The organism is Lancefieldella sp. (genome assembly GCF_057237245.1).
Genome location: NZ_DBHHJM010000006.1, coordinates 22,419 through 48,954, shown reverse-complemented (window position 1 = coordinate 48,954; position 26,536 = coordinate 22,419). Strand labels below are relative to the sequence as shown.

At 49.4% G+C, this 26,536-nt stretch carries 18 protein-coding genes and 3 tRNA genes; 7 read left to right on the top strand and 14 right to left on the bottom strand.

The features are described from left to right. The 3 genes from ACO5GU_RS05595 to pknB all read left to right on the top strand — a co-directional run bounded on the left by ACO5GU_RS05595 (window position 1) and on the right by pknB (window position 6,153). Complete coding sequence (locus tag ACO5GU_RS05595; protein WP_484930389.1) at window positions 1–1,260, top strand: Stp1/IreP family PP2C-type Ser/Thr phosphatase; 1,260 nt, start codon at window positions 1–3, stop codon at window positions 1,258–1,260. Window positions 1,261–1,262: 2 nt separating this feature from the next. Further along, complete coding sequence (locus ACO5GU_RS05590) at window positions 1,263–4,127, top strand: FtsW/RodA/SpoVE family cell cycle protein (RefSeq protein ID WP_484930388.1); 2,865 nt, start codon at window positions 1,263–1,265, stop codon at window positions 4,125–4,127. 100 nt (window positions 4,128–4,227) lie between these two features. Further along, window positions 4,228–6,153 (top strand): Stk1 family PASTA domain-containing Ser/Thr kinase, encoded by a 1,926-nt coding sequence (pknB, locus tag ACO5GU_RS05585; RefSeq protein WP_484930387.1) that lies wholly within the window; start codon window positions 4,228–4,230, stop codon window positions 6,151–6,153. A gap of 572 nt (window positions 6,154–6,725) precedes the next feature. On the opposite strand, the gene ACO5GU_RS05580 is transcribed toward pknB, so the two are convergent. The 10 genes from ACO5GU_RS05580 to ACO5GU_RS05535 all read right to left on the bottom strand — a co-directional run bounded on the left by ACO5GU_RS05580 (window position 6,726) and on the right by ACO5GU_RS05535 (window position 15,060). Next, window positions 6,726–6,801 (bottom strand) — tRNA-Arg (locus tag ACO5GU_RS05580). Window positions 6,802–6,872: 71 nt separating this feature from the next. Beyond that, entirely contained in the window at window positions 6,873–7,499 is a 627-nt protein-coding gene (locus ACO5GU_RS05575; RefSeq protein WP_484930386.1) for an APC family permease, read from the bottom strand. Then, window positions 7,486–8,382: a phosphoribosylaminoimidazolesuccinocarboxamide synthase gene (locus ACO5GU_RS05570; protein ID WP_035427165.1), complete on the bottom strand. Its 897-nt coding sequence runs from the start codon at window positions 8,380–8,382 to the stop codon at window positions 7,486–7,488. The genes ACO5GU_RS05575 and ACO5GU_RS05570 overlap by 14 nt, the downstream gene beginning before the upstream one ends. A gap of 75 nt (window positions 8,383–8,457) precedes the next feature. After that, the gene (locus ACO5GU_RS05565) at window positions 8,458–9,963 is read right to left on the bottom strand and encodes a sensor histidine kinase (RefSeq protein ID WP_484930385.1); all 1,506 of its coding nucleotides are present in this window, start codon (window positions 9,961–9,963) and stop codon (window positions 8,458–8,460) included. An 11-nt stretch (window positions 9,964–9,974) separates the two neighbouring features. Next, complete coding sequence (locus ACO5GU_RS05560) at window positions 9,975–10,688, bottom strand: response regulator transcription factor (protein WP_035427161.1); 714 nt, start codon at window positions 10,686–10,688, stop codon at window positions 9,975–9,977. 100 nt (window positions 10,689–10,788) lie between these two features. Then, on the bottom strand, window positions 10,789–12,000 hold the full coding sequence (locus tag ACO5GU_RS05555) for a Tat pathway signal protein (RefSeq protein WP_484930384.1): 1,212 nt from the start codon (window positions 11,998–12,000) through the stop codon (window positions 10,789–10,791). A gap of 3 nt (window positions 12,001–12,003) precedes the next feature. Continuing rightward, complete coding sequence (gene purB, locus ACO5GU_RS05550) at window positions 12,004–13,350, bottom strand: adenylosuccinate lyase (RefSeq protein WP_314006687.1); 1,347 nt, start codon at window positions 13,348–13,350, stop codon at window positions 12,004–12,006. 68 nt (window positions 13,351–13,418) lie between these two features. Next, window positions 13,419–13,494: transfer RNA gene (locus tag ACO5GU_RS05545), tRNA-Lys, on the bottom strand. Between the two features lie 48 nt (window positions 13,495–13,542). Beyond that, entirely contained in the window at window positions 13,543–14,820 is a 1,278-nt protein-coding gene (locus tag ACO5GU_RS05540) for an aminopeptidase (RefSeq protein WP_484930383.1), read from the bottom strand. Window positions 14,821–14,985: 165 nt separating this feature from the next. Then, a tRNA-Gly gene (locus ACO5GU_RS05535) sits at window positions 14,986–15,060 on the bottom strand. A 207-nt stretch (window positions 15,061–15,267) separates the two neighbouring features. Between ACO5GU_RS05535 and ACO5GU_RS05530 the strand changes: the two genes are divergently transcribed. Then, window positions 15,268–15,477 (top strand): hypothetical protein, encoded by a 210-nt coding sequence (locus tag ACO5GU_RS05530; protein ID WP_484806987.1) that lies wholly within the window; start codon window positions 15,268–15,270, stop codon window positions 15,475–15,477. A gap of 54 nt (window positions 15,478–15,531) precedes the next feature. Here ACO5GU_RS05530 and ACO5GU_RS05525 read toward each other — a convergent pair whose 3' ends face one another. Next, window positions 15,532–15,933, bottom strand: a complete 402-nt coding sequence (locus tag ACO5GU_RS05525; RefSeq protein WP_081933298.1) for a Fur family transcriptional regulator — start codon at window positions 15,931–15,933, stop codon at window positions 15,532–15,534. A 363-nt stretch (window positions 15,934–16,296) separates the two neighbouring features. Between ACO5GU_RS05525 and ACO5GU_RS05520 the strand changes: the two genes are divergently transcribed. Next, entirely contained in the window at window positions 16,297–18,336 is a 2,040-nt protein-coding gene (locus ACO5GU_RS05520) for a SpaA isopeptide-forming pilin-related protein (protein WP_484930382.1), read from the top strand. An 88-nt stretch (window positions 18,337–18,424) separates the two neighbouring features. On the opposite strand, the gene ACO5GU_RS05515 is transcribed toward ACO5GU_RS05520, so the two are convergent. Continuing rightward, window positions 18,425–20,347: a prolipoprotein diacylglyceryl transferase gene (locus ACO5GU_RS05515; protein WP_484930381.1), complete on the bottom strand. Its 1,923-nt coding sequence runs from the start codon at window positions 20,345–20,347 to the stop codon at window positions 18,425–18,427. Window positions 20,348–20,536: 189 nt separating this feature from the next. Here ACO5GU_RS05515 and ACO5GU_RS05510 point away from each other — a divergent pair, with 189 nt between their 5' ends. After that, the gene (locus ACO5GU_RS05510; RefSeq protein ID WP_484930380.1) at window positions 20,537–21,517 is read left to right on the top strand and encodes a helix-turn-helix transcriptional regulator; all 981 of its coding nucleotides are present in this window, start codon (window positions 20,537–20,539) and stop codon (window positions 21,515–21,517) included. Then, window positions 21,507–22,493, top strand: a complete 987-nt coding sequence (locus ACO5GU_RS05505) for a helix-turn-helix transcriptional regulator (RefSeq protein ID WP_484930379.1) — start codon at window positions 21,507–21,509, stop codon at window positions 22,491–22,493. The genes ACO5GU_RS05510 and ACO5GU_RS05505 overlap by 11 nt, the downstream gene beginning before the upstream one ends. Before the next feature lie 25 nt (window positions 22,494–22,518). Here the strand turns inward: ACO5GU_RS05505 and ACO5GU_RS05500 are convergent, their stop codons facing one another. Together ACO5GU_RS05500 and ACO5GU_RS05495 are read right to left on the bottom strand one after the other, a co-directional pair. After that, a complete protein-coding gene (locus ACO5GU_RS05500; RefSeq protein WP_484930378.1) occupies window positions 22,519–25,536 on the bottom strand; it encodes a helicase C-terminal domain-containing protein in 3,018 nt (1,005 codons plus the stop codon). A gap of 11 nt (window positions 25,537–25,547) precedes the next feature. After that, window positions 25,548–26,507, bottom strand: a complete 960-nt coding sequence (locus tag ACO5GU_RS05495) for a D-alanine--D-alanine ligase family protein (RefSeq protein ID WP_484930377.1) — start codon at window positions 26,505–26,507, stop codon at window positions 25,548–25,550. Window positions 26,508–26,536 lie beyond the last annotated feature (29 nt).

Here is a 26,536-nt window from a genome sequence, read left to right as displayed (position 1 = left end):
ATGGTTTCTTCTGATACAACACATATTTCTGATACACCTGCACAAGAGCCCGTCAGCGCTCCTGGTCGTTGCGAGCTGCCACTTGATGGTCGAGGCGACGCAGAAGCAGTTTCAGGTTCTAACACCTTTATTTCTTGGGGCGCCCGCTCTGACGTGGGATTAGTTCGCGAGCACAACGAAGACTCGTTCCTTTTGCGCACTCCCCTTTTTGCCATCTGTGATGGTATGGGAGGTCACGCCGCCGGTGAGGTAGCAAGCTCCATTGCTGTTAAGGTTATTGCCGAACAGGCACCAAGTACCGCTGACGATGTCCGTCTTGGCGCTGCAATTGAGGCCGCTAACCAGGAAGTTATTGATGCTCCTGCAAAGGGTATTGGCAAACCTGGCATGGGCTCCACTGCCTCTGCCGTCCTCATTGAGGGCAATCAGATGGCCGTTGCTCATGTTGGTGACTCTCGTATTTACCTGCTCCATCATGGCACGCTGGTCCGCATTACTCATGACCACAGCTACGTTGAGGAACTCATTGATTCTGGTCAGATTACCGCTGATGAGGCTCGCACGCACCCTTCTCGCTCGGTAGTTACACGAGCTCTTGGCTCTGATCCAGACATGTATGCAGATCATTTCTCGCTTGAAGTATCTGATGGCGACCGCATCATCTTATGCTCCGATGGCCTTTCTGGCATGGTGCCCGACGATGAAATTGAAGCCATTGCTGTCTCTAACGTCACGCCACAAAAGGCTGCCGATAACCTTGTTTCCGCAGCTCTTACCTATGGCGGCTCAGACAACATTACCGTTATTGTCATTGACGTCTTAGACGACGGCATAGCCGATCAAACCAGACGTCACCTTACCCGTGGCGTCATTGCAACGTTTATCTCGTTTCTTGCACTCTTTGCTGCCACTGTTGCCGTGTTCTTCCTGTTTGTAAGTAGCGAGTGGTACTTAGGTATTAACGGAACTACCGTTGGCGTTTATCGAGGTATTCCTACAACAATCGCCGGCATAAACATGTCTTCGCTTGTTGAGACTACGTCTATTGAAATAAAAGATTTGCCTGACGCAGTTCAAGACTCACTAGCCGAAGGAATTCGCGTTAAGAACGAGGATGAAGCACATAGCACCGTCGAGAATTACCGCAAACAAATTGACGACGCCAACACTAAAGCGGTCAAAAAGAAAGAAGACGCTCAGTCTGGCGGAACACCCACAACAGAAACAACAACGTCAACAACAAGTTCGGGAGGTGAGTAGGAATGGAAAAAGCAGGTGGACTAAGGCGTAATACAGAACTCTTCTTACTGTTTGCAGGAGCAATTCCCGTATTTCTCCTGTACGCCATGTACATGATTACTGCTCGCTCAACACTCAGCCTCGAGACTATGGCCGTTCCTATTGGTCTCTTTGCAGCATTTACTGTGGCTCACATTGCTATTAGGTTCCTTGCTCCCGCAGCAGACCCCGCCATTCTCCCCATTGTGTTTGTACTTTCGGGAATTGGCATCACCATGGTCACCAGACTTGCGCCAAATCTTGCAGTTAATCAAACCATTTGGCTCTTCATCTCTGTTGTTGTCATGATTGTGGTGCTGGCGGTTATTAGAAACCTTGACGCGTTAGCACGCTACAAATACTCCATTGGTATTCTCGGCGTCATACTACTTCTTCTACCAATTGTTATTGGCCAGGACCGCTACGGCGCAAAACTCTGGATTTCTTTTGGCGCATTCACCTTCCAGCCTGGCGAGCTTGCAAAGATTGCCATTACGCTCTTCCTGGCGTTTTATCTTGCACTGAATCGAGAAGCCCTATCAGTCTCCATGCGCTCTTTTGGACCTTTCCGCATTCCTCGCTTCAAAATGCTGCTGCCCTTGTTTGTCATGTGGGGCATCAGCCTGATCGTTGTTATTTTTGAACGCGACCTTGGTAGCGCTCTGCTCTTCTTCGTGTTCTTTGTTATCATGCTCTATGTAGCAACAGGTCGCGCAAGCTACGTTTTTGTCAGTATTGCGCTCTTGGCTATTGGCGGCGTGGTGCTGTACCACTTCTTTGGTCACGTTCAGACTCGTGTCAACATTTGGCTTGATCCGTTCAAAGATCCCGCTGGAGACGGCTACCAAATTGTCCAGTCCCTCTATTCCATCGCAGATGGAGGTCTTGCTGGCACCGGAATTGATAAGGGAATGCCTACGCTGATCCCTATTGTTGAGTCTGACTTTATTTTCTCGGCCATTGCAGAAGAGATGGGACTCTTTGGCGGAGCGGCAATCATTACCCTGTTCCTGCTGCTTACCGTGCGCGGCCTCGCAACAGCCGCTCGCGCAAAGTCCGATTCATCTGCTTTTGCAGCTGCTGGTCTTACCAGTGTTTTGGCGTTCCAGACCTTCCTTATTGTTGCAGGCGTTACTAAGCTCATGCCTCTTACCGGCGTTACCCTACCCTTTATGAGTCAGGGCGGCAGCTCTCTTCTTTCCAGCTTTATCATTGTTGCCCTGCTGCTCAGAGCAGGTGACGAGGGAACTGGTCGCGAGACAGAACTTGAGCCAAGTAAAAAAGTGCTCGATTCACAAAGACTTGAAATTTCTTCCGGCGGAGCTCACGCCTCATCTGTTCTGCATGGCAGCCACATCCGTGGAGGCTTTGGTCTGCAGTCTGAGGAGTCTGGTGTTCTGGGACGTGTTGCTCTCGGAAAACGTCTAACCAATTTGGTTACCGTATTTACCCTCTTCTTCACCGTTCTTCTCGGCAATTTGACCTTCTTGATGGTGATTGACGCTCCTAGACTTCAGGCGCTTCCTACCAACAACCACACCATTGCTAGGAGTGCATACGTTCAGCGCGGCGCCATCATGACTTCTGACGGCGTCACCCTGGCAGAGAGCGTCAAGCAAGACGACGGTACCTACGTGCGCAACTACCCACACGACGGCATGGCTTCTCACACCGTTGGCTACATCTCTACCCAGTACGGAACTGCAGGTATTGAGTCCTCCATGAACGAGACGCTCACCGGCCACGCAGATCATTCTGACTGGAGAAGTGCTCTGTACTCGATGGCTGGCGTCAATACCGCTGGTTCAAGCGTTGTCCTGACCATCAACTCGCAGATGCAGGCCGTGGCAGAAGCCGCACTTCAGGGCTATTCGGGCTCCATTGTTGTTATGGACCCAGCCACCGGAGCTGTACTTGCAAAAGCTTCTAGCCCTTCGTATACCCATGCTGAACTGGGCACTATTATCGAGTCCGGTACCGGCAGTCAACTGGTCGACAGAACTACCCAGGCGCTCTACTCCCCTGGCTCATCGTTCAAGACCATTACACTTTCTGCTGGTATTGATACGCACACTACCACGCTGGACACCACATATTCCGCTCCAGGAACCATGGAGCTTGGCGGTGGTACTATCCACAACTACGCAAACGAGGACATGGGCACCATTCCTCTGCGCGAAGCGTTTGCCCGCTCTTCCAATACGGCTTTGGCACAGCTTGGCGTCGCGCTCGGCGCGGACAACCTGGTCAGCTATGCACGTGCCTTTGGTTATGGCACCGCACTTGGTCAGGACTTCTCCACAACTCCATCGCTGATGCCAAATCCTGCCGAGATGACCACCTGGGAGCTTGGCTGGGCATCCTGCGGTCTTCCTGTTGGAGAGCATGCAAGCCCTGCAGGTCCTCAGACCACCGTCATGCAAAACGCTGTTGTCGCAGCTGCAATTGCTAACGGCGGCGTGGTCATGAACCCTTACATTGTTGATCGCGTTCTCTCGCCAGAGGGAGCTGTTGTTTCTACAACGTCACCAAAATCGCTTGGACAGGCAGTATCTGCGGATACCGCCGCGCAGGTCCGAGAGGCAATGTTGGGCGTTGTTGAATCCGGCACTGGTATGGGAGCTCGCGTTCCGGGTGTCAAGATTGCAGGTAAAACAGGTACGGCAGACGTTGAGAACGGTAACTTTAACTCGTTCTTCATCGGTTTTGCGCCTTACGACCACCCAACCCTTGTTGTTTCTGTTGTCATCGAAGGCAACGGCGAGAACGTTTTAGGTTACGGTGCTCAAGTTGGCGGACGTGTTCTTGCGCAGTGCCTGAACATCCAGGCTTTGGGAGCTGCTTCGTAGCGCCTAAAACACTGCACGGTCTTCTCCCCAAGTAGTTGGGTGTGTTCTAAGATAGTAAGTGACGTGGCGAGAAAATCGCACGCTTGATAGGAGTTGAGTTATGCCAGGTAGAATGCTCGGTGGGCGTTACCAGGTTCAAGACAAAATTGGTACTGGTGGAATGGCCACCGTTTACCGCGGACAGGACCAGGTTCTTGGTCGTACTGTTGCCATCAAGATGATGCTGCCGCAGTACGCAAACGATCCTTCCTTTGCTGCCCGTTTTAAGCAGGAGGCTCAGGCTGCAGCAGCGCTCTCCAGTCCTTATATTGTCTCGGTCTATGACTGGGGTAAGGACGGCGAGTCCTACTACATTGTCATGGAGTATCTGCGTGGTACAGACCTTAAGAGTGGCATCCGCAAACATGGAGCCCTTGATTCCCGTAAGGTCGCTCAGATTGGCTCTCAGATTGCTCAGGCGCTCTCTGTAGCACATCGTCACGACATCATTCACCGTGACATCAAGCCACAGAACATCATGGTCCAGCCAGATGGCAACATCAAGGTCATGGACTTTGGCATTGCTCGTGCAAAGAACAGCAGTCTAACCACCGATAACTCTGTTCTTGGCACCGCCCATTACGTTTCTCCAGAGCAAAGTACCGGCAAGCCTTTGGGGCCAACCACCGATATCTATTCCCTAGGCATTGTCATGTACGAGGCTGCAACTGGCCGCGTTCCCTTTGTTGGTGACGACGCTATCAGCGTTGCTATGAAGCAGGTCAACGAGGCTCCTCAGCCACCATCGCTGATCAACCCCAACGTTGACCCTGCACTCGAGGCAATCATTCTTCGTTGCATGGAGAAAAACCCGGCTGACCGCTATCAGAGCGCTGACGAGCTTGCTCGTGCGCTGCGCGATTTCATTGCTGGCCGCGCCACTATTCCAAGCAACACCACCGTGAGCCCCCGCATTGTGACACCACCTCAGCCAACTTCCAGGCTGGATCGTCGCGGCATCGACGGCTCCAACACCTACATTACGCGCGGCGGCGACACTGGTCGCTTGAACCGCGTCCATTCTCGCGAAGAGGCTGATGAGCTTGACAGGCGCGAGAATAAACGTCACAAGCGCAACGTTATTCTCGGCGTTTTAGGCGCTTTGGTTGTCCTGGCTCTTGCCGGCTTTGCTATTGCACAGATGCTCGGCAACTCCGCCCAGCAGTATCTGGTTCCACAGTTTGTTGGTCAGACAAAAGATCAGGCTACTCAGGCACTAAATGCTTCTGGTAGCCACTTTAAGCTGGGAACTGTTACAGAAAGCTACAGCGATTCTGCTCCAGAAGGCCAGGTCATCGACCAGACACCAAGCGCTAATAAGCAAGCTCCTGAAGGAACCGCTGTTAACCTTGTTATTTCTAAGGGCGCCAAACCTGCTGCGGCAGTTAAGGTACCCGACCTCACTAATAAGAGTCCATCAGAGGCTGAGTCTGCTCTTGCTGCTGTTGGCCTCAAAGCAAGAAATGGTGACTCGATTGAGTCGGACGACGTAACCGTTGGTTATGTTGCAACACAGGAACCAGCCGCAGGTAGCGATGCTAAAGCTGGCGACACCATCACCTATCACCTGTCTACTGGCAAGGGTAAGGCAGATGTTCCAGACGTCACCGAGATGACTGCCGAGCGTGCGTCCGATGTCCTGAAAGATGCAGGCTTCAAGGTAGATACTCAGCAGCAGCCTTCGTCGAGCGTACCTGAGGGCCGCGTTATCTCCCAGTCTCCAGCTAACGGCAAGGCAGATAAGGGCTCTACCGTAACGATCGTTGTTTCGTCTGGCGCCCAAAGCGGATCTGTTCCAAGCGTTGTTGGCAAGGACTTTGAGACGGCTCAAACCACGCTTGAGAACGCCGGCTTCCAGGTCAACACCGTCTGGGTCTACGACGACAACGTCGCAACCGGTAACGTAGTTGGACAGACGCCATCAAGCGCCGCACCTGGTGCTACGATCACCATCCGCGTCTCCAGCGGACCTCGCCCATCAGCGTAAGCTCTGCGCGCACGGCGCGCTGTCGCGAACGTCGCAGTGCGGCGGGCGTCGCAAAGCGCGCGACACGCGGCTCCAAGCAGCGCAATGAGCACAACCAGTACGTTCAAGCCCTGCAACCACATTCGGTTGCAGGGCTTTTTTGCTGCAGGAAAAATGGTTAAACACACCTATGACAGATAATCTGTCAAAAAGACGTATACATTGCGCTGAAAATACCTTAAACGTGCAGATTATCTTCATTAGGTGTGTAATATGCCCGCAATTGTGCAGAATATCTGACATAGGTGTGTTCCTTAGAAGCGGAATTTACCCATAGTTAAATTCTTTATATATTCATATTCATTATTCAGCATATTAAATAAAGTTTATGCATATAAATGTATATCGGTTAATGAGACCTCTTAGCCGTCAGGCAAGATGCTCTAGTTTCCTGGTTAACTTAGTTAAAAGCTAGTCGATTCCCCAGTAAGACCTACCAAAACCGCACTATTTGCACACCAAGCCTAAAAGCCGAAGCTAACACGCTGCAGAAAGAAAAAACCGACAGCGCTAAGCTGCCGGTTTGAAATCAATGGTGCCCCCGGGCCGATTCGAACGGCCGACACCCGCTTTAGGAGAGCGGTGCTCTATCCCCTGAGCTACGAAGGCATGTGGGATATTCTACTCACGTAGGCTCGCGTACGCAAATCTCGCGAGCGCTTACGGCACAGAAGCCGCCGCTACTTACGACGAGCCTTGCGCTCGGCCCTCTTTCTGTCGTACTCGGCCTGACGCTCAAGGTAGAAATCGTTGAGCTTCTTATCGGTCATGCCAGCAACCTTAGCCTCGATCTTCTTGCGAAGAGGACGCATCTTAAAGAAGCTGTAGACAACCGAACCAAAGATGCAGAAGTAAGCAAAGACCAGCATGATGGCAGAAATCATACCAACGCCGGTGTTCAGGTCCCTTGACTCAGGAACCATATACGAAAGCACCAGTGTAATGATGGTTGCAACAAAGCCAAGACCCAGGAAGACCCACCAAACGCGCTCGGCACGATGATAGTCTGAATCCGCGCGCAGCATAGCCTCGAATCCACGGCTACGAATATCCTCGCGCTCGCGCTGGCGAGCACGTGCAGCACGCTTCTCCTCTTTGCTCTTTGGAGCACTGGAGCCAGAGCCGGAGCCACTCACGCGTACAGAAGCAGCTGCCTCTCGTACTGGTTTAGCAGTAGCAGCAGATTTGCGACCAAAAGCGGAATACGAAGGACGCTCAGTCTCTTCAGAGGTTTCTTTCTTTGAAAGGCTTGCGGTAGCCTCACGCGCTTCTTTGGTTGCGCCTGTAATGGTGTCACGCAGTGACATTGGTCTCCTTCAGTGGTACAAACTCAGTTCCCGTAATAATCTGGAATGCCGTACGATAACGCTCGGACGTGCCCTCAATAACCTCTTCTGGAAGATGAGGTGGCTCTCCTTGCATGTCCCAGTGGGCTTTCAGCCAATCGCGTACATACTGTTTGTCGTAGCTTGGCTGAACGTGTCCCTCAGAATAACCCTCAGCAGGCCAAAAACGACTTGAATCGGGTGTAAGGCACTCATCAATAAGTGTAAGTTTTCCGTCGATAAAACCAAACTCAAATTTGGTATCCGCAATAATAATTCCACGAGTTGCAGCATATTCTGCAGCAGCCTTATAAATTGCAAGCGAGGCTTCCTTCAGCTGAGTAGCAACATCCTCACCAACAATCTCGCAGCAGCGCTCAAACGAGATATTCTCGTCATGATCGCCAAGCTCAGCCTTAGTGGAAGGGGTGAAGATTGGCTCAGGAAGCTTAGATGCCTCAGTCAGGCCATCTGGCAGCTTAATGCCGCAGACGGTACCGTCCTGGTCATAAGTCTTTTTGCCAGAACCAGTAAGGTAACCACGGACAATGCACTCAATTGGCACGGTCTGTGCTTTCTTTACCAGCATTGCGCGACCAGCAAGATACTCAGTGTAATCTGCAAACTGCTCAGGAGTCTGATCTGGCAGAACAGAAATCATGTGGTTAGGCAGAAGGTCCTTGAAGCGATTAAACCAAAATGCGCTGATACGTGTCAGAATTTCTCCCTTAAAAGGAATCTCGTCAGGAAGAATAAAGTCAAAAGCACTAATGCGATCGCTCGCAACCATCAAAAGTTTGTCGCCACAATCGTAGATATCGCGAACCTTACCGTGCGAATCGGGACGAAGCTCAGCTCCAGCCACAATGACCTCACTTCTGCGCAAAGCGCGTTGTATTGCAGGACTTTTGATTGTACGGCAAAATGCCCAAAAATCGGCCTACAACAAAGTATCTGTTACAGAGATATTATTTTGGGCAAGCAGAGGAAGGTGCAGCGAGAAGGTCGTGCCCTTTCCAAGCTCGGATTCTACCGAGATAGTGCCGTTATGACGGTCCATAATCTCTTTTGTGATTGCCAAACCTACACCAAGGCCACCTGAAGCGCGCTCGCGGCTTTCTTCTGCACGCCAGAATCGCGAGAAGGTCTGTGGAATGTCCTCAGGAGCAATTCCCATACCATCATCAGTTACGGAAATAACCGCATCGGTATCATCAATCGATACGGTTATGGCTACATGGCCTCCATCATTGGTATAGCGAATGGCATTGCTCAGCAAGTTGGTCAGAGCTTCTCGGATCATGTCCGAGTCAATATCAACAAAACAATTGCCCTCGGGTGTCTTATCCACAAAGGTCAACGTGCGGTTATTCTCCTTGAAGAGTGTTTCTTGTACCGCAACGAGACTCGCCACCATAGCCACAACATTGACGCTTTCTGGGTTGAACTTTGTCTTTCCGTTCTCAAGCCTTGAGAGGTGGAGCATGGCGTCTACCAGGCGAGAAAGACGTCTACTCTCAGACACAATGTTTTCCAAGCGCTCTTCATCTGCGGGCAAGATACCGTCTTGGATTGCTTCAACGGTGGCCATGATAGCCATAAGTGGAGTTCTGAGCTCATGTGCAACATCACTGGTCAGACGGCGTTCAAGCTTAATGTCTCTTTCGAGTGAAGATGCCATGTCATCAAAGGTTTCTCCCAGGCGCCCTAGTTCATTCTCGCCACGGATGCCTGAACGAGCCGCAAGATTGCCACTTCTGATCTGAACAGCCGTCTCGGTAATACGGCGTACGGGCTTGGTAAGTGAACGTGAGGCCAAAATACCAATTAACCCAGAAAGCGAAATTGCAATGGCTGCAGCAAGACTAATTGCCTGGTAGGAGCCATTACGGAATGCAATGTCTCGCTGGGTCAGGAACGGCTCAGAACCAAACGTCCAAATTCTAATGCTGCCCACAGGCTCACCTTGTAGGTTTTGGACAACTGCATAAACCACGGCGTCACCCGTCTGAGGGCCAGATAATGCACTATTTCCACCAGGTCGGCGAGCATTTGGTGCCGAGTCGTCATACAGAACCACGCCAGAAACATCTAAGACCTGGATACCAATATCGGAATTGGTTGCAGAGGCCTGACGTGCAATAGAGAGCACATCGGCGTTCCAGCCGTCTGCGCGCGCGTACGCCTGAGACATATTGAGCGCGGTAGTATCAACGGTGTTTTGTAGGTTCTCCCTGGTATAAGTAGTAAAACGGTTTTCCCAGACAATACCTAAAACAGAAATGAGCACCAATACCGTCATGACGGCAGTCAGCGCAAAGAACGCCGCCATACGGGTGGTAAAGCTTTGAGTGCCAACGGGAACAGGCTTAATAGTTTTATAAGAACCCTCAGTTTCCGGAGGGTTCTTAAGAGAATTTGGGTGATGTTTCTTGAAGAGCGCCAAAGCTCTAAAGCTTAGGACTCATGGCTAGCGTTGCCAGCCTCAAAGCGATAGCCAACACCGTGAACGGTGAACAGCCAGCGAGGATTACGAGGATCATCGCCGAGCTTTGCGCGCAAGTTCTTGACATGCGAATCAATAGTGCGCTCATAGCCCTCAAAATCATAACCCAGGACCTTCTCGACAAGCTCCATACGTGTGTACACGCGGCCAGGATAGCGAGCAAGGGTGGTGAGCAGCTTAAACTCTGAAGCGGTCAGGTCAACTTCCTCGTTGTTGATGAGAATCTTGTGACCAGAAATATCAATAGTAAGGGTGCCGTAATCAAGCACGTCAACAGCAGTGTCTGGCTCAGAATACGTACGGCGGAACAACGCGCGGACGCGTGCCACCAGCTCACGTGGCGAGAAGGGCTTAACAAGATAGTCATCAGCACCAAGCTCAAGACCAATAATCCTGTCTTCTACCTCGCCTTTTGCAGTAAGCATAATGATAGGCACATTAGAGGTATCTCTAATTGCACGGCAAACGCGCTCTCCAGAAAGTTTTGGGAGCATAAGATCGAGAATTACCAGGTCAAATGCATGCTTTTCAAACTCTTCAACTGCACTTTGACCGTCGCCAACGCCCTTAACAACGTAATTTTCGCGCTCAAGATATGCTGAGACGGCGTCACGGATGACTTTCTCATCTTCGACAATCAGAATTTTCTTCTCGTCGGAAGCCATTGTCTCCCCTTTTCTTTTGCCCTACATGTATGTGCGTATGGCACATTACGATTATTCATTAATTATTTGTATTCATTCTATCTCTATACCTACAAATAATCTACAAAGAAAAAACACGAACTGTCACGGAAGCCGGATATCCGCTGGTAGGATCCTTAACAGTTGAGTAGGTTACAAAAGAATCACAGTTGCCTTCTCGAGCAGGAAACTCTCCGTAATCAACGCTTCTATCCATTGAATAGAGCCAGTTTGCCGTTTGATTTTGCGTATCAACAAGCACGTAAGAGGCGCGGCTCTTAATTATGTAAAGGCTACCTTTACCTGCCGATATTGCATTAGGTTCACGCTCAATGACGTAAGGGTTTTCGCCTGAAGCAGGCAGGATATATGTTCCCATCTTGCCCAACAGACCCCCCGAGTCATAACTTGCTTCAACTGACACAATGAACTTATCGTCTACGCGACTTGCTGCAAAAGGTTTGACGGATTGAGGCATAACAAGCTGGTCAACCTTGGTTTTAAGGTTGTCTCCCAGCAGGTATGCTGTAACGCCATAGTAGGTGCCTTCGGAGGCGCGAACTCGAGGAGTGAGGGTAACTACTCCCTTTGAGATAGACGGTGCAGTAGCAAATCTACCTGGAGATTCAACGGCGTCCGTTCCCTCAGAATCCCCCACACGCCACACGTAGCAGTGCGAAGATTCACGGGTTTTCTCGCCAGAAGAAGCTGGTTGGACGAGCCAAACCACCTTATCGTCTCCGCAGGCAAACGGAGCCGGATCCCAGTTTTTATCGGCCTTGTAGAGGACCTTTGCATCTCCAGTAAGCTTGCCGTCAGAAAATGGTGCGGCAAGAAGCTCCCAGTCAAAGGTTGTGGTGTCCACCTCAACCCATGCATAAACGGAGTCGGAGCAGCGAACGTCGTAAATTACGGCGGTGGTATTGTTCATCTGAGCCGCAGGAACAACGTCAACAACCTGGCCAGACGTCAGCGAAAGAGCAGAGCCCTTTACCATTGGCGTAGCAGACGCTCCGGCCGTGGTGACGGGAATCCAATTTCCATCGGCTGGATGCAACACGCTTCCCAAAGGAAGATTCCAGGTCTGGCTAGGTTGGGCAGAATACTCCGTCGAGCTATAGGAGTCCAGCACATTTGTGCCAGAAGACTCGTCAAGTACCAGCGGTTTTCCTGCATCTCCCGAGCCTTCTTGATGAGAGCAGCCAGCCGCGATGCTAATTGCACCCGCAACTACGACACCAGCCGCTCCCGTCTTAAAGAAGTTTCGACGAGAAATGTTCCCAAACAGTGACACGATTTAGTCCAATTCAAGATGCTCAAGACGGTCAAACAAAACGTTTGAACGGGTAAGGAATGCGCGAGGATCAAAGATTTTCTCAAGCTCCTCATGGCTCAGCGTACAGGCTGGATCTGCCTCAAGAAGCTCCTGGTAGGATGGTCCTTCCTTGCACTGCTGAATATCTGCCCAGACCTTCATAGCGTTGGACTGAACAATCTTGTATGCCTCTTCACGAGTAATACCAGTGTTGACCAGGGCAAGAAGAACCTTTGACGAGAAGAGCATGCCACGGGTCTTATTGAGGTTGGCCATCATCTGCTCTGGATACAGGACCATGCCATCAAGCAGGAACTCAAGCTTTGACAGCATGTGGTCAAGAGCAATAAAGCTATCTGCCTGGGCAACGCGCTCAGCAGAAGAGTGACTGATGTCACGCTCGTGCCAAAGAGCAACATTATCAAAAGCAACCTGTGCGTTTGCCTTAACTACGCGGGACAAACCACAGATCTTCTCGGCAGTAATAGGGTTGCGCTTGTGAGGCATAGCGGAAGAGCCCTTCTGGCCTTTGCGGAATGGCTCCTCAGCCTCGAGGGTATCGGTCTTCTGCAGCGCGCGCATCTCAGTTGCAATACGCTCGCAGGTAGCGGCAACGGTTGCCAGAACACCAGCAAGGTACGCGTGGTGGTCGCGAGAAATTACCTGGGTTGAAAGTGGATCGTGGACAAGACCGAGTTTCTCGCAAACATACTCCTCTACAAAAGGATCAATGGAAGAGTAGGTTCCAACAGCACCAGAAATAGCACCATACGCGACGTTTTTGCGGGCATCCTTCAAGCGGTCAAGGTCGCGCTTAAACTCCCAGGCCCAGCTACCAAACTTCATGCCAAAGGTCATAGGCTCAGCATGAATGCCATGAGTACGACCAACGCACAGAGTATCGCGCTCCTCAAATGCGCGACGCTTGCAGATAGCAGCGCAGCGACGAACCGCAGCAATAAGCAGGTCACATGCCTGGGTGAGCTGATAGCAAAGGGCGGTATCGCCCAGGTCCGTTGAGGTCATGCCGTAGTGAACCCAGCGACTTGGCTTAAGCTCACCCTCTGGAACCTTGGCATCGATGTAGGAGCCCATATTGGTCAGGAAGGCAATGACGTCGTGGTTGGTAACGGCCTCAATCTCGTCTACCTCAGCGCGATTAAACGCAGCGTGCTCACGAATCCAAGCTGCCTCTTCGCGAGAAATGCCAATAACACCAAGCTCAGCCTGTGCTTCGCACGCAAGGACTTCAATCTCCTGCCAAACGGCGTACTTGTTCTCCAAAGAAAAGATGTGGCCCATTTCTTTGCCGGTGTAGCGATCTACCACGATGAGACTCCTTCTGCTCGTAAAAGAAAAGGTCGAGTACCACTATGGTACCCGACCTTTGAATTACCTGGTGGGCCGTTAGGGGTTCGAACCCTAGACCTTGGGATTAAAAGTCCCCTGCTCTACCAACTGAGCTAACGGCCCATTATCGGGCGTGGCAATTTTACCACGCAACTAGGATAGTGTAGCAGTTTACTCCCATGCCCATTGTCCATTTACGAAAATTGGTGTTTCTTTTCCATCGGCAGAAATTCCCCAAATGTTCAAATCGTCTGCACCAATCATAAAATCAACGTGCGTAGTGCTCTGATTAACACCGTGGGCCAAAAGCTCTTCTGGGGTCATCTCAAGGCCGCCCTTCAGGCACTCTGGGAAGCCCATTCCAAGTGCTAAATGGCAGCTAGCATTCTCGTCATACAGGGTATCGTAGAACAAAATGCCGCTCTGGCGAATAGGCGTGTTCTTAGAGATAAGAGCACATTCTCCCAGATACTTGCCGCCCTTCTGAGAAACAATAGAAGTCAGAACGTCTTTGCCCTGCTCAGCGCCGTAGTCAACAACCTCGCCGTCTTTGAAGGTAAACCAGAAGTTTTTGACAATCTGGCCGGCATGAATCAGAGGCAACGCAGAGTGAACAGTGCCGTTTACCTTGCGATAGTTTGGCGTTGTAAAGACTTCCTCGGTAGGAATGTTAGGGAAGAACAACGTTCCATCCTGCGTCTTTCCAGCGCCGCCCTCCCAAAGATGTCCTGGATTCATGCAGATAGTCAGGTTAGTTCCATTTGAAGACTCATAACGAAGCTCTTCAAACTGATGAGAATTCATGAAGCGCTTGGTTTTCTCAAATGTTGCATTGTGGGTCTCCCAAGCACTCTGAGGATCTTCTCCACTTGCATGAGCAACGTCTAAAATTGCAATCCAAAGCCTGTAGATTGCCTCAGCCTCAGAAAGCTCGGGGAAAATTACCTTTGCCCATTCAGCTGCAGGAACACCAGCAATACACCAAACGTTTTTACCAAAGTCCATACCGTTTCTAAAGACGTCGCACTCTAAGTTTCTTGCGCGAGAAACAGCAGCTGGCTTTTCTGGATCAATTCCCTTTAGACCATTTGGATCATCAGACGAGAGGAACAAAAATGCTGAACCCTGCTCTGCAAGGGAGTTAAGCTGCTCAATCTTCCAGCTTGGTGTCTTAGAGAGATGCGCTAGGTCAACGTTTTCGTACATAATTCTTGAGGACTCTTGATCGCCCCAAATAACTGTGACAAATTCTGCGCCAGCCGCATAAGCTGCTCGCTGAACCCTACGGGCAAAATCAGCAATCTCAATCGAAGCATTAATTACCAGCTGACTTCCCTCAGAAATTGCGCATCCCTTCTTTACAAGAAGCTCTGCGTATTTATCAATCTGATCAGACAGCGCATCAAGGGCAATCTTTACCTCTTGATCTGTCATAGGAATTTGTGCCATCTTGTTCCCTTCAACCATCGATCCACTTAATTCAAGAAATTAAGAGCAAACGTTTTGGCGATATCCAAAGTATTTCCGTTCCACTTCTACCCGAACAGCCTTCTTCACAACGCCAAATTTCAATCTTGTCCATAAAAAGAGCCCCGAAGGGCTCTTGTATGTCATTGGAGCGGGCAACGGGATTCGAACCCGCGGATGATGGCTTGGGAAGCCATTGCCTTACCACTTGGCGATGCCCGCAATTGTGTAGATTTTATCACAGTATTTTTTGCCTTTTAATTGCTCGCTTGGCAACTAGATAAAAGTTTGATGCGTTGTTTTCTGCCTAGCTGCTTGTATACAACAAAAATGCACCTACACAAATTTTCTTTGTCAGAAATTGGACAAGCGCTGGTCAGAGTAGGCGCAAAATCACTCTTTAGCATGCTCTCCAACGAAAGGAGCGCTATGCAAAAGTACTTTTGGCGAGAAACCCCCGCACACCACTATCCCACCTCTTATAGGCGCCTGCTCTCCACCCGACAACTCCACCTTCCTCGGGCAAAGCTGCTTGGCGGAGATCCCGTCATGCCAAGCAGCTTCCCTTCTGTAGGACATGCGGGTCTGCGGGCACGTTTAGCAGACAGGTTTTCTCGCAAGCCTGAGGCCCCTCCATAAAGAAAAAGACCGGTGAAGCACCGGCCCTAAAGAAAGCTGTTTTGTTGCAACACATTAGTTAACGCTGTGATTGAGCGCTGGGTTCTTAGCTAGGCACTCGTTACAAATACCCGTAAAGCACAAAGCGTAAGAGTCAATCTCACCGCAAGAATCCTTGGTGAGGCTGGTAAGGTCCCTCAGAACTGGTCCGTCAACATCAAAGACACGGCCGCACTCATGACACTGGAAGTGGGCATGCTCGGTTGTGGTTGGATCAAAACGAGAGATATTATCGCCAGTATTAACAACCTGGAGCTCGCCTGCGTCAACAAGCTGCATAAGGTTACGGTAAACAGTTCCAAGAGAGATGTTTGGTAATTCCTCTCTTACTGCTGCATACACACTATCTGCCGTTGGATGGTCATGGCGACCTTCCATATAAGTACGAATTGCCTCACGTTGCTTGCTGTAACGCACGATAACCTCATTAATTAGTAAGTGTTACTGATTACTGAATACGTTAACACTAATTGTCTATATGTTGCAACAAAAGCTCACATTTATGCATTACCAAATATCTCCATATACGCAATCTACCTCTGATTTTTCAGTTTGGAGGCACGCATGTTTATCACAAAATCCTCAAAACCTAAGAAGGAAACAGCCGCACGAAGACAAACCCCTTCTTCTGTCTTTCACTTCTGGTTTATTCCTCTGTTACTTGGAGCCCTTCTCCTCAGCCATTTTTTCCTAAAGCCTGCTCATAGACTTGCTTTTGCACAAGAGCCCTCTTTTACCGTTGCACAAAGAGAAGATTTTCCTGGTGGACAACAAATTCCTATGTGGACCGCTAGCGACGGTACGTATCTCTACTGTGGAGATGAGTTCAATCACTATGGCGCCTGGCCAGGAGCAACTGGAAGTGTAATTGACCCGCAGTCTTATACAAAACTCACCTCAGCTAACGGCGCTCGTGGTGGAACGTATACCGCCGAGCAGCTTCGAGCTATTGACTACATCATTTATCACGGAGCAACTGCGTCCCAAGAAAAAGACGTGTATGGCTATACAGGCTGGAAGGCGCGAGCCATCACTCAGTTTGCGCTGTGGGCTGTTATGCGTGGAGAAGCTCATGCTCTTGCGGTAAGCGTTCCTCAGGCAGAGCTTCATCAACCTATTGAGCAGTTCTATTCCGATGCTATGAACTATGCTCAAAACAACGGCGGCGGTCCTGAAAACGGAGTTGCAAAGCTCTTTGTGCCCACAGGAGACAAACAAGTTCTGTTTTTCTTTGGACAACATTCTGGCTCTCTCAAAATCACCAAAGGCTCGTTATTACCCGATATCACCTCAAACAACGAGCACTACACCCTAGAAGGCGCTGTTTACGGAGTGTATTCCGATGAGGGTTGCACCAATCTTCTTGGCAGCCTCACTCTTGACGAATCTGGGTCCGCAACGCTCAATGAGCTTCCTGTTGAAACGGTATACGTAAAAGAAACCACTGCACCAAAGGGCTTTCTTCTTGATCAGACAATTCATGCTGTAGAGATAAAAAACCAGGAAGAGAACGCTCTCACAGTTACCGACACTCCTGTCGGAGACTTTAATCTACGCATTTCAAAACAAGACTTTGATCACAGTACGAACCTCAGCGAAAACAATCATTCCGAGCAACAAAGTGCTTCTCCCCAAGGTAACGCAACGCTGCAAGGCGCGCTTTTTAAGGTGACCTACAGCGGCTCCTCTGAAACAACGCTTAGAACATGGGTTTTCTCAACCGACAAACAGGGTTTTGCCTCGTTTGACGTAGAGCATAAAGTTTCTGGAGATGACCTTTTTACTCTTGGCGAGAAACCCTGGCTTCCTCTGGGGTATTACCAAATCGAAGAAATTCAAGCACCTGAAGGCTATAAACTTCCAGAACATTCACTTCAAACCTGGAAGCTATCAAACCAAGACGGAAATCTATTCTGGACAAATATCTCTAGCGGAAAAATAAATCCTTCCTCTGAACACCTCTTCACCTTTAAAGACGAGGTAATAAAGGGAAGTCTTAAGATCAAGAAAATTGGACACACTTCTCTGAATTCATCTGATGGTTATTCTGAAGCAGAAGAAATGCCAAGTTTAAAGGGCGCAAAAATTGAACTCACCAATAACTCCACTCAGCCCATTTTCTACCAAGGCAACTGGATTGCTCCGCACGAAGTTGTCACCACAGTAGAAACAGACGATTCTGGAGAGGCGGCGGTTAAAGACCTTCCCTTTGGCTCCTACTCGCTTAAAGAGGTGCTGGCCCCAGCAGGTTACTCTCTCAACAAAGAATGGAACCCTACGGTTACCCTTACTTCTGAAAAGACTATAGAGGCTCCCGAGCTTATTGATGAAAGAATTTCTTTACAAACGATGCTTGTGGATGCTGCTGGATCAAAAAATCCTGAGTATGCCGAGAAACTCAATCTAGTTGACCACATTAAATACGAGGGTCTTACCCCAGGAGAAGAGTACGAAATTACCGGAGAGCTCTATGAAACAAAGCAGCTCCAAGAAGGTACAGCAGAGCCCATCGCTCGCGGAACTGTCCGCTTCAAAGCTCCTACCTCATCAGGAGAAGCTGCGGTTCCTTTTTCTGTAAGGACTGCTTCACTTGAAGGTAAAGAAGTTACTGCCTACGAAACAATCTCAAAAGATGGTGAGAAAGTTGCTTCGCACACCGACAGTCACTCTAAAGCACAAACTATTCGTGTAACCCCTAAGCCTCATCTTCCTGGAACAGCAGATAATGCCTATGCAGTTCCCCTTTTACTCGCCCTAGCAGGATCGGTACTCATTGGATGTGTCCACTTATTTGCAGCAAAAATAAGGCGCTCTTTTTAGTTGAGAAACCTTGCCTTACCGCTAAAAAAGAAAGGGCAGAAATCTCTGCCCTTTCTTGAAAACTTACTCTAGCTAGTGGCTTGTTCGTTTATGAGCGTCTAATGAGCTCGGTGACGAGAGCTGCGGCATCGGCACACTGACCAGCGTTAACATTCTCGCGAACATCAGCGGCGGTACGGCTGAGTGCAGGAAGTCCGTCCTCATTTAAGCCCATTAAGGTAACGGAACGAACTGAATTCTGCATTGCAGGAGTTGCGTCAGTAGTGCCCCAGTCAAATGCGCTCTGCTCAACATCGATATGAAGATCAGTTGCAATAGTAGAAAGGAGTCGAGTCATTCTACGGTCAGCGCGGCGAACGTTGCCAATTCCCTCGTTCTTAAGAATGGAGAGTGAACCAGCACCAACGCAGTCAAGGTTGATCAGGAAAGCGCCGCGAATATCAGTTCTGTGCTTTGAGAGGAACTCCCTCATGCCTGCGTGATCAAAGTCAGATGCTCCAAGCGCAACAAACCAAATGTCATGTGCAATGAGTTCGTCATCAGAGAGAGACAGAACGGCATTACGAAGATCATCCTCAGAAATAGCGGCTGCATCTTCAGAGTCGGTCTCTTCACGATTCTCAGCAGATGGTGCTGCACCGCCCTTCCAGTCATCCGATGGACCGTCGTTGCGACCGAAGAGTCTAAAGGAACGACGCTTTGCCTCAGGAGTCTTTGCGTCTTGTGCCTCTGTTAAACCCTCATCGGCTGAAATGGTATCGAATGGACTCTCTGCATCTTCTGCCTCTGGAGTTGGCGCAGGTGCCTGAGTTGGGACATAGTGAGGAGCTGGCTCGGAAGATGGAGCCAGTGGATCGACGGCATCGCCAGAAGGATCAGGAAGATCAAAGAGGGACGCACGACGAGCAAAATCGTTCTTAGTATGGAGCTCATGTGTTGCTTCAGGCTGTACCTGCGTTGCATCTGCATCAGCAGACTCATGAACCTGCTTCATGGTTGCATTAAGCTCATCGTCAACAGAATCATAAGCAACGGTGTTGTCAGCAGCGTCCTCAGCCTGATTATCTTCTGTTGTTGCATTTACAGCCTCTGCAACATCCTCAAGAGATGCAGTCTGGCTTGCACCAGTAGTGTCATAAGCAACGTAGCTTACTTCGCAATCTTCAGGAAGAATGCCCAGTGAATTAAGAACTTCCTCGCCGTGGCGGACGCCTTCCACCTCATCAGGCTCTGGGATAAGTGCGGCTGCATCTCCTGCAAAGTGATGAACAACCTCAGGGCGATGTCCGGTAGGACGGACATTCTCGAGAATACCAAGAAGTGCCGCAACTGAAGACTTGTTGTTGTTTGCGCCAATAGTACAAGGTGCAAAACGCTCTGCAATAGTTGCAACAGAAAGAGCAACAAGTGGAAGAGCTGCAAGAATACCAACAATCCAAAAAAGGACACGAACTGGATCAGGGAGGAAACGAAGAATCTGAACAAACGTAGCAACAAACACGGCAACTACACACCAGCGCGCATACCTCTGTGCAAGTGGTGCGTACTTTGCTACAGGAGACTCAACAAGGAAGTTTGTATGTGGGGAGTCATAATGAGCAACGATGACAATTGGACGGTTGCCCTTTGCAACAAGCTCACCAGTGGCCTCGTGCTTAGCAACGACGTTCTGGCTTCTGATGGAAGATCCAAATGAACCAAGAATGTCATTACCAAAGTACTTGAGGCACGTAAGTGCGCCAAAGCCAGCAACAAGCAAAACACCAAAAGCAATAAGTGCTGCATTGCCAGTGCCTGCAAAAATAACGCCAATGAAGAGGAGGATTAAATAGATTGAATAACCAAGACTCTTAATAGACTTAGCATCAAATTCTTCAATGGTTGCCTCAAGCCCGTGAAGTTTCATTTCTTCAGCAATGGTTTGAGCAGCCTGAAGCTCCTCTTGGCTACCGGCAGGAGCAATATCAATCTGCTCGTCTAGATAGTCAACATAGTCATGTGTAATGGCCATACTACGTCCTTCGTTGGCATGTCTTCTGACAGGTTTCATACATACGTCATTAGTATACGTCTTATATCGAAATATAGCGGTTAAAGTGTATTTTTACGCCCAAATTTAGAAATTCTGCACTAAATATCAAAAACTTTCGTATATGTTTAGAGAGATTTGAGTTCAGGTAGTAAAAAGCGGGAGGTGGATATGGCTCCAAACGATCAATCTCTAGGCAACAACGAGCTAGGTGCCTGGAGGATTTTCTCGCTATTTATGCTGCTACTTCAAAAAGGGCCTTTGCCTTCGGCAGAGATTTATACGACGATTTACTCGGATTTGTCTACTGATTCAGCTTCAAGAACGTTTTCAAGAGACCGAGCTGTTCTAAAATCACTCGGATTTGCAATTACTGAGGTAAAAACAGGAAAAGAAAAGTCGTTCTATCTTTCGGACTCAAATTTCTTTGATTCCTCGTACGACTTAAGCCCTGAAGATGCCAATCAACTGCTTGTTATCTGCAGCGCAGTTCTCACTGATACAACTTTTGTGTACCAGGAGGAACTAAGAAACGCGCTATCTAAAATTGTGGGTAATTTTTATTCCTCAGATTCAGACAAGCCAGGGAGCCAAAAACTCAGTGCTTCTTCTCAAAGCAAAGTCTTTCCTGTTCTCTATGAGTCCCTCAGCTCTAAACAACGGGTAAAGATCACGTATACAAACTCGCAAGAACAGGTCAAACAAAGGCATCTTGGTATTCTGGACTTCTTTGTTTCACAGGGACTTCTGTACTTTGTGGCTCAAGATTTTTCGTCCAACAGTAAGACTGCTTCTATCAAAACTTTTCGCATTGACCGTGTCTTAGATGCTGCAATTCTTAAAGATGAGCACTTCTCCATTCCGGAAGATTTTGATTCAAACGACTACAACCTGCTTGATTTCCAGCTCGGATCGCAGGCTGGCACTCTTGTTGCGTTTGTCCCCAAAAACATACTCGCTGCTTTTGAGCATTTCTCGCAAGGTCAGGGCGATATTGAGTCTCTCCCTAATGGAGCTTTATGGACTGTTGCCTACGCTCATGAAGACGCTGCTTTATCTTGGATTCTTGCTCATGGGTTGATTCCAAGATCTCCAGAGTCTCTTCTCGCAAAATGGAAAGAGTCTTTAAGCGAGGTGGCCGATGGCTGTTAAGAACACCTCTTTTGGAAGAAAAAATTTATCGTCGGCCATCTACAAACTCGTGTTGCTTGCCGCTGCATTGAGAGATTCTTTTGACGCGGTTGAGTTAAGTGCGGTCCAGTCGCGCTTTGGCATCTCCTCAGAAGAAGCCGCTATTCTGATGGAGCTCTTGCAGCTCACGGACGAGAATGGCTATCTTCCCCTCCCGCTTACTGGCGACCAAGATACTTTGACGCTCGTTGGAGAGTCTCCCTTTAAAACCCGTAGGTTTGTCTTAACGGACGAAGAAACATTAGCGCTTAAAGAGGCGTTTACAACACTCGCTTTGCCCCAAGAAAGTGTATTTTGGAGTCTCTTAAAGCCTCCATATACAAAAAGCTCTTCACCGGACGGGTCTTCAGCTTCGCTTGTCTCTAAAAGTCATACTAAAGAAGTAGACGCATTCCTTACCTGCTCAAATGCAATCGCAGAATCGCAAGTTATTTCATTTGAGTATCGTTCTGAGATGGCGTTTGTGGAAACTCAAAGCAATAAAGAAGCTGTAGTCAGCCAAAGAGATGTACTTCCCTATCAATTGTCATACGGGGAGAACGGCTGGCTTATCGAGGGAATAGATTTAGACCTCGAGCAGCAAAGAGTCTTTAGAGTCAATCGCATGAGCCGTATTGAAGCGCAATCCGCTTCGTTTGATCAGTTAAAGCTCGCAGAACACGTGAGAGATTCTGCTGAAGAAAAAAGATCACAGTTAGTAGAGCTTGTCTTTCTTGATAAAAACGCTCTTACGCACTATTCGTGGCCGGGACTTAAAACAGCTGGAAGCCAGCGCAATGCTGCAGAAATTAAAGCAACTATCCCCTATTACGGCGGAACGTGGCTTTTACAACGCTTACTTGCCCTTAAGGGAAAAGTAACAACCAAAGACCAGGCCGTGACGCAGGCAATGCGCGCCTATGCTGCATCTCTACTTGATGCAGAAGAACAACTTTAAGCCAATTAGGCAGCTGTTAATGCCGCTACGCGTCGTGTTCTTCTCGCCACTTGGCAATTTGGGCGGAGATATCTTTTGTCGAGACGCGCTGGTAGTTCTTGTTGGGTAATGACTTCAAGAACGAGCTGCCATATCGCTTGGATACTAGTCTGGAATCGGCAAGGACCAAAACGCCCTTATCATCAGCGCTTCTAATAAGGCGACCAGCAGCCTGCTTTGTTGCAATTACCGCCTCTGGCAAAGAATAACGCCACCACGCACGATCTTCTCGTGATTCACGCTCTTTGACCAGCGGTTCATTAGGGCTTGCAAACGGAAGCTTAGGAATTACTACGCACCTAAGCGTGTCTCCCGCAGCATCAAAACCTTCCCAGAACGATTTAAGAGCAAACAGCGAGAGGTTCTTTTCGGCTAGGAACTTTTCACGAACACGTCGAGCAGAAGAAGAGCGCTCCTGGCAGGCAAGATTAAGGCCCTGCTCACTCAAGCGTGGCTCCAACGCTTCATAGAGGCGCTCCATATCGCGTCTGTTGGTAAAGAGCGTCAGCACTGAGCCGCCCATCTGAACATGAACGTCGTATAACAGCTTTTCCAGAGCGTCTAGGTAACCTGGATCAGTTGGTGCAGGCATGTCTTCGGCCACAAAGACAGCCATATGATTCTCGTAGTCAAAGCTTGACTCTAAGTGCAGACTCTTGTGTTCAAAGGCGCCTCTATCCAGGCCAACAGCGTGCTCAAAATGCGAGAAATCATCTCCAACAGCAATGGTCGCCGAGGTAAACACAACGGAGTGCGTCTCAGGAAGCCACTTCTCTGCCAGCTCTGCACCAATATCAAGCTTCTCAGCCACAAGAGCCTCAGAGCCAATATCACGCTTCAGTCGAGTCAACTTTGCTGAATAGACATAACTCTTGTCCGTTCCCTCGCAAATGAGCTTCAGAGACTCCAAAAGGGTGCTCAAGAACACCCCCGCCTCGCTCAAGTTGCTTGCAAGGTTTGGAGCTGATGCAATGAGCGCCTCGGTGGTTTTTCCTATACGAAGCGTTGCTTCTTCAAGAGCAGAAAGAGCAACGGAAGCAGTCTCCAAGACCTCTTTCCATTCCTCTGTCTCTCTTACCTCATCGTTAATCCAAAGCTGAAGGGAGTTATAGCCGCCGTCGCTTTTGGCCAACGGAGCCAACTCATGCACGGTAGCCATAAGGTTACCCATTGCTGCCATGGCTCGCTGAACTGCGGCGGCAGAGCGCGTGAGAAGACCGGTGAGCAGCGTAGAGTCCTCAAGATTAGCGGCGCCTACCATAGCAGCATGAATAGCTCCGGACTTAATTCCGCCAAGCAGCTCAAAGCCGTTTCTCATCTCTTTGGCAGAAATTTCTACTGCCCACTGATGGCGAGCCTCAGCCTCAAAGCCATGAGCCTCGTCAATCACCCAATGTCTGATAGGTGGCAGAATTTTTCCGTCAGCAGCAACGTTTCTAAGCAACAGAGAGTGATTGGTTACCACAACATCTGAAGATCCTGCACGTTTACGAGCTCCATGAACAAAGCACTCATGAGGGTAATACGGGCACTTAGAGCGCAGGCACTCCGCTGCTTTGATAGTGACCATCTCTCGTGGAACCGAGCGCCAGCGAATCCCCAACGCATCCAAATCGCCATCAGCCGACTGGCACGCGTAGGCATAAATAACCGCAATTGCGGTCAGCATATCTGAGGTAACGCTGTTGCTCGAGCGGCCTTCCTGGTCAAGCAGCGTCAGTGGAAGTTCCTCAAGAGCAGCCCTGTCAACGCGATGCAGACATGGATAGTGCTCATATCCTTTTAAGCTGCAGAAACTCAATCCATTTGGCAGCGCTCGTGCAAGAGCCGGAAGGTCATGAGCAACTAGCTGGTCAGTCAAGGCGTTTGTCTTTGTAGCAATGCCTACGGTAACGTCATTTTTCTGCGCAAACAATACTTCAGGCAACAGATATGCAATTGACTTGCCAATACCGGTTCCAGCCTCAAGCTCTCTGTGCGAAGAAGTTACCAGCGCGTTTCTGACCTCAACGGACATGCTAACCTGCTCGCTACGTGTCTCAAATTTGTCATACATCTGCGAGACAATGCCCGGTTTAGCAAACGCTCTGTGAATCTCGTCTTTAGAAATCGGCAGCATAGCAGGCGTCTCAGGGTCATCCGCATCCCTTCTCGCCTTTGCTTTTATGTCAGCAACAAGCTGGCTACGAATGTCCTTGAGCGAGAAAAACGTGCCCGAAATCTCCGCGTCTGCAAGCTCGGCTCCCGTTGCGTCTTCTTTTGCAACACCGCGCTGAACAGCCTCTTCTTCTTTCATCTTTGACAAATACGAGAAGATCGGCCTAAATGTCCACTCCACTCCATCGTGCATTGACGCCAATTTGGCGAGAAGCCCGCGGGGCAGATTCATAAGTCCCAAAAGCAAGATGCGCCACATACCGCATAAAGCATCTACGTCGTCACTTGCGCGGTGCGTAACCTTCATGGTGCCAAACGCTTCGGCCATGCTGGAAAGCTTGTGCGAAGAGAGTCGAGGTAGCGCTATGCGCGAGAGTGACAGCGTATCAATCCAGGTATCGGAGACTGAAGTTCCACCAGGTACCCGCTCAATAAACGTACGGTCAAAGGTGGCGTTATGCGCCAGAACTGGAAGCCCGCCAACAAACTCTGCAAGGGCAGCAACAGCTTCTTTTGCGCTTGGCGCGCCTTTAACGTCTTCGTCGGTAATTGAGGTCAGAGCTGTAATTTCTTCGGGAATTGAGCACCCTGGGTCAACAAACGTCTGAAAGCGCTCCAAAATCTCTCTGCCACTCAATTTAGCAGCAGAAATCTCAATAAGAGAGCATTTCTTAAAGGACAGTCCTGTTGTCTCGGTATCCAAAACAACAATGTCGTCCTCTAAGACGTCAAACGACTCATGCTCCGCCCTCTCTGCAAGCTCCAAATATTTTTTGCGAACTGCAGAGGGAGTACCGGGAAGAATGAGTTCTTCTAGCTTTTGCGTAGCGCTTTTAGTGCTGGTCATAACCTACAAATCTACTGGCGATCCTCAAGTGCAAACTCAATAAAGCGAGTACAGAGCTCAGGGAAATCAATGCCGCCGGTACGTGCAGAATCAGGCAGCAAAGAACGGGCAGTCATACCAGGAATGGTATTTGTCTCCAGTACCACAGGGACGCCGTCATCTGTAACAATAAAGTCACTACGAGAAACGCCGCGGCAACCAAGTGCATTGTGAGCCTTAATTGCCAGCTCCTGAGCGCGTGCGTACACTGCAGGCTCAAGACGAGCAGGAATTACATGATGCAGGGATGCGGGTTCATATTTTGTCTTAATGCTGTAGAACTCATCACCCGTAACAATCTCAACGATTGGCAGAGCTGTTGGATTCTCATTGCCAATAACAGGAACGGTAATCTCCGTTCCCTCAATGCTCTCCTCGATTAGGATACGCTCGCCTTGCTCACCTGCAAGTTCTAGTGCAGCGGGAAGCTCTTCTCGCGAAGTGACGCGTGTGACGCCATAACTTGAACCGTTGCCAGAAGGCTTTACAAACATAGGGAGGCCGAGGTCCTCGATAAGCTTGTCTACCTGCTCATCTGTAAAGACGGTACCTGCAGGAACGTCAATTCCCTTAGGCGTTGGAACTCCTGCCTGCCTATACATAAGCTTTGACAGCTCTTTTTCAGTTCCCATAGCAGACGCGAGAACGCCAGAAAACGTGTAAGGAATGTGCAGAATCTCGAGAAGACCCTGGATGCAGCCATCCTCGCCAAAACGACCGTGCATAGCAACGTATACGACATCATAACCACCCTGAGCAAGGGTAACTACAAAGTCTTTTTCTGCAACATCAAGCAGGTCAACGCTGGTAAAGCCAGCCTCTTTAAGTGCTGCTGCACACTGCTTGCCAGACTCCATGGCAATCTCGTGCTCGTCTGACCAACCGCCTGAAACAACTGCTACATGAAGCTTTTTGAGCTCTTCACGTGTCATTTCCGCTCCTTCAGATAAGTCTCCCATAG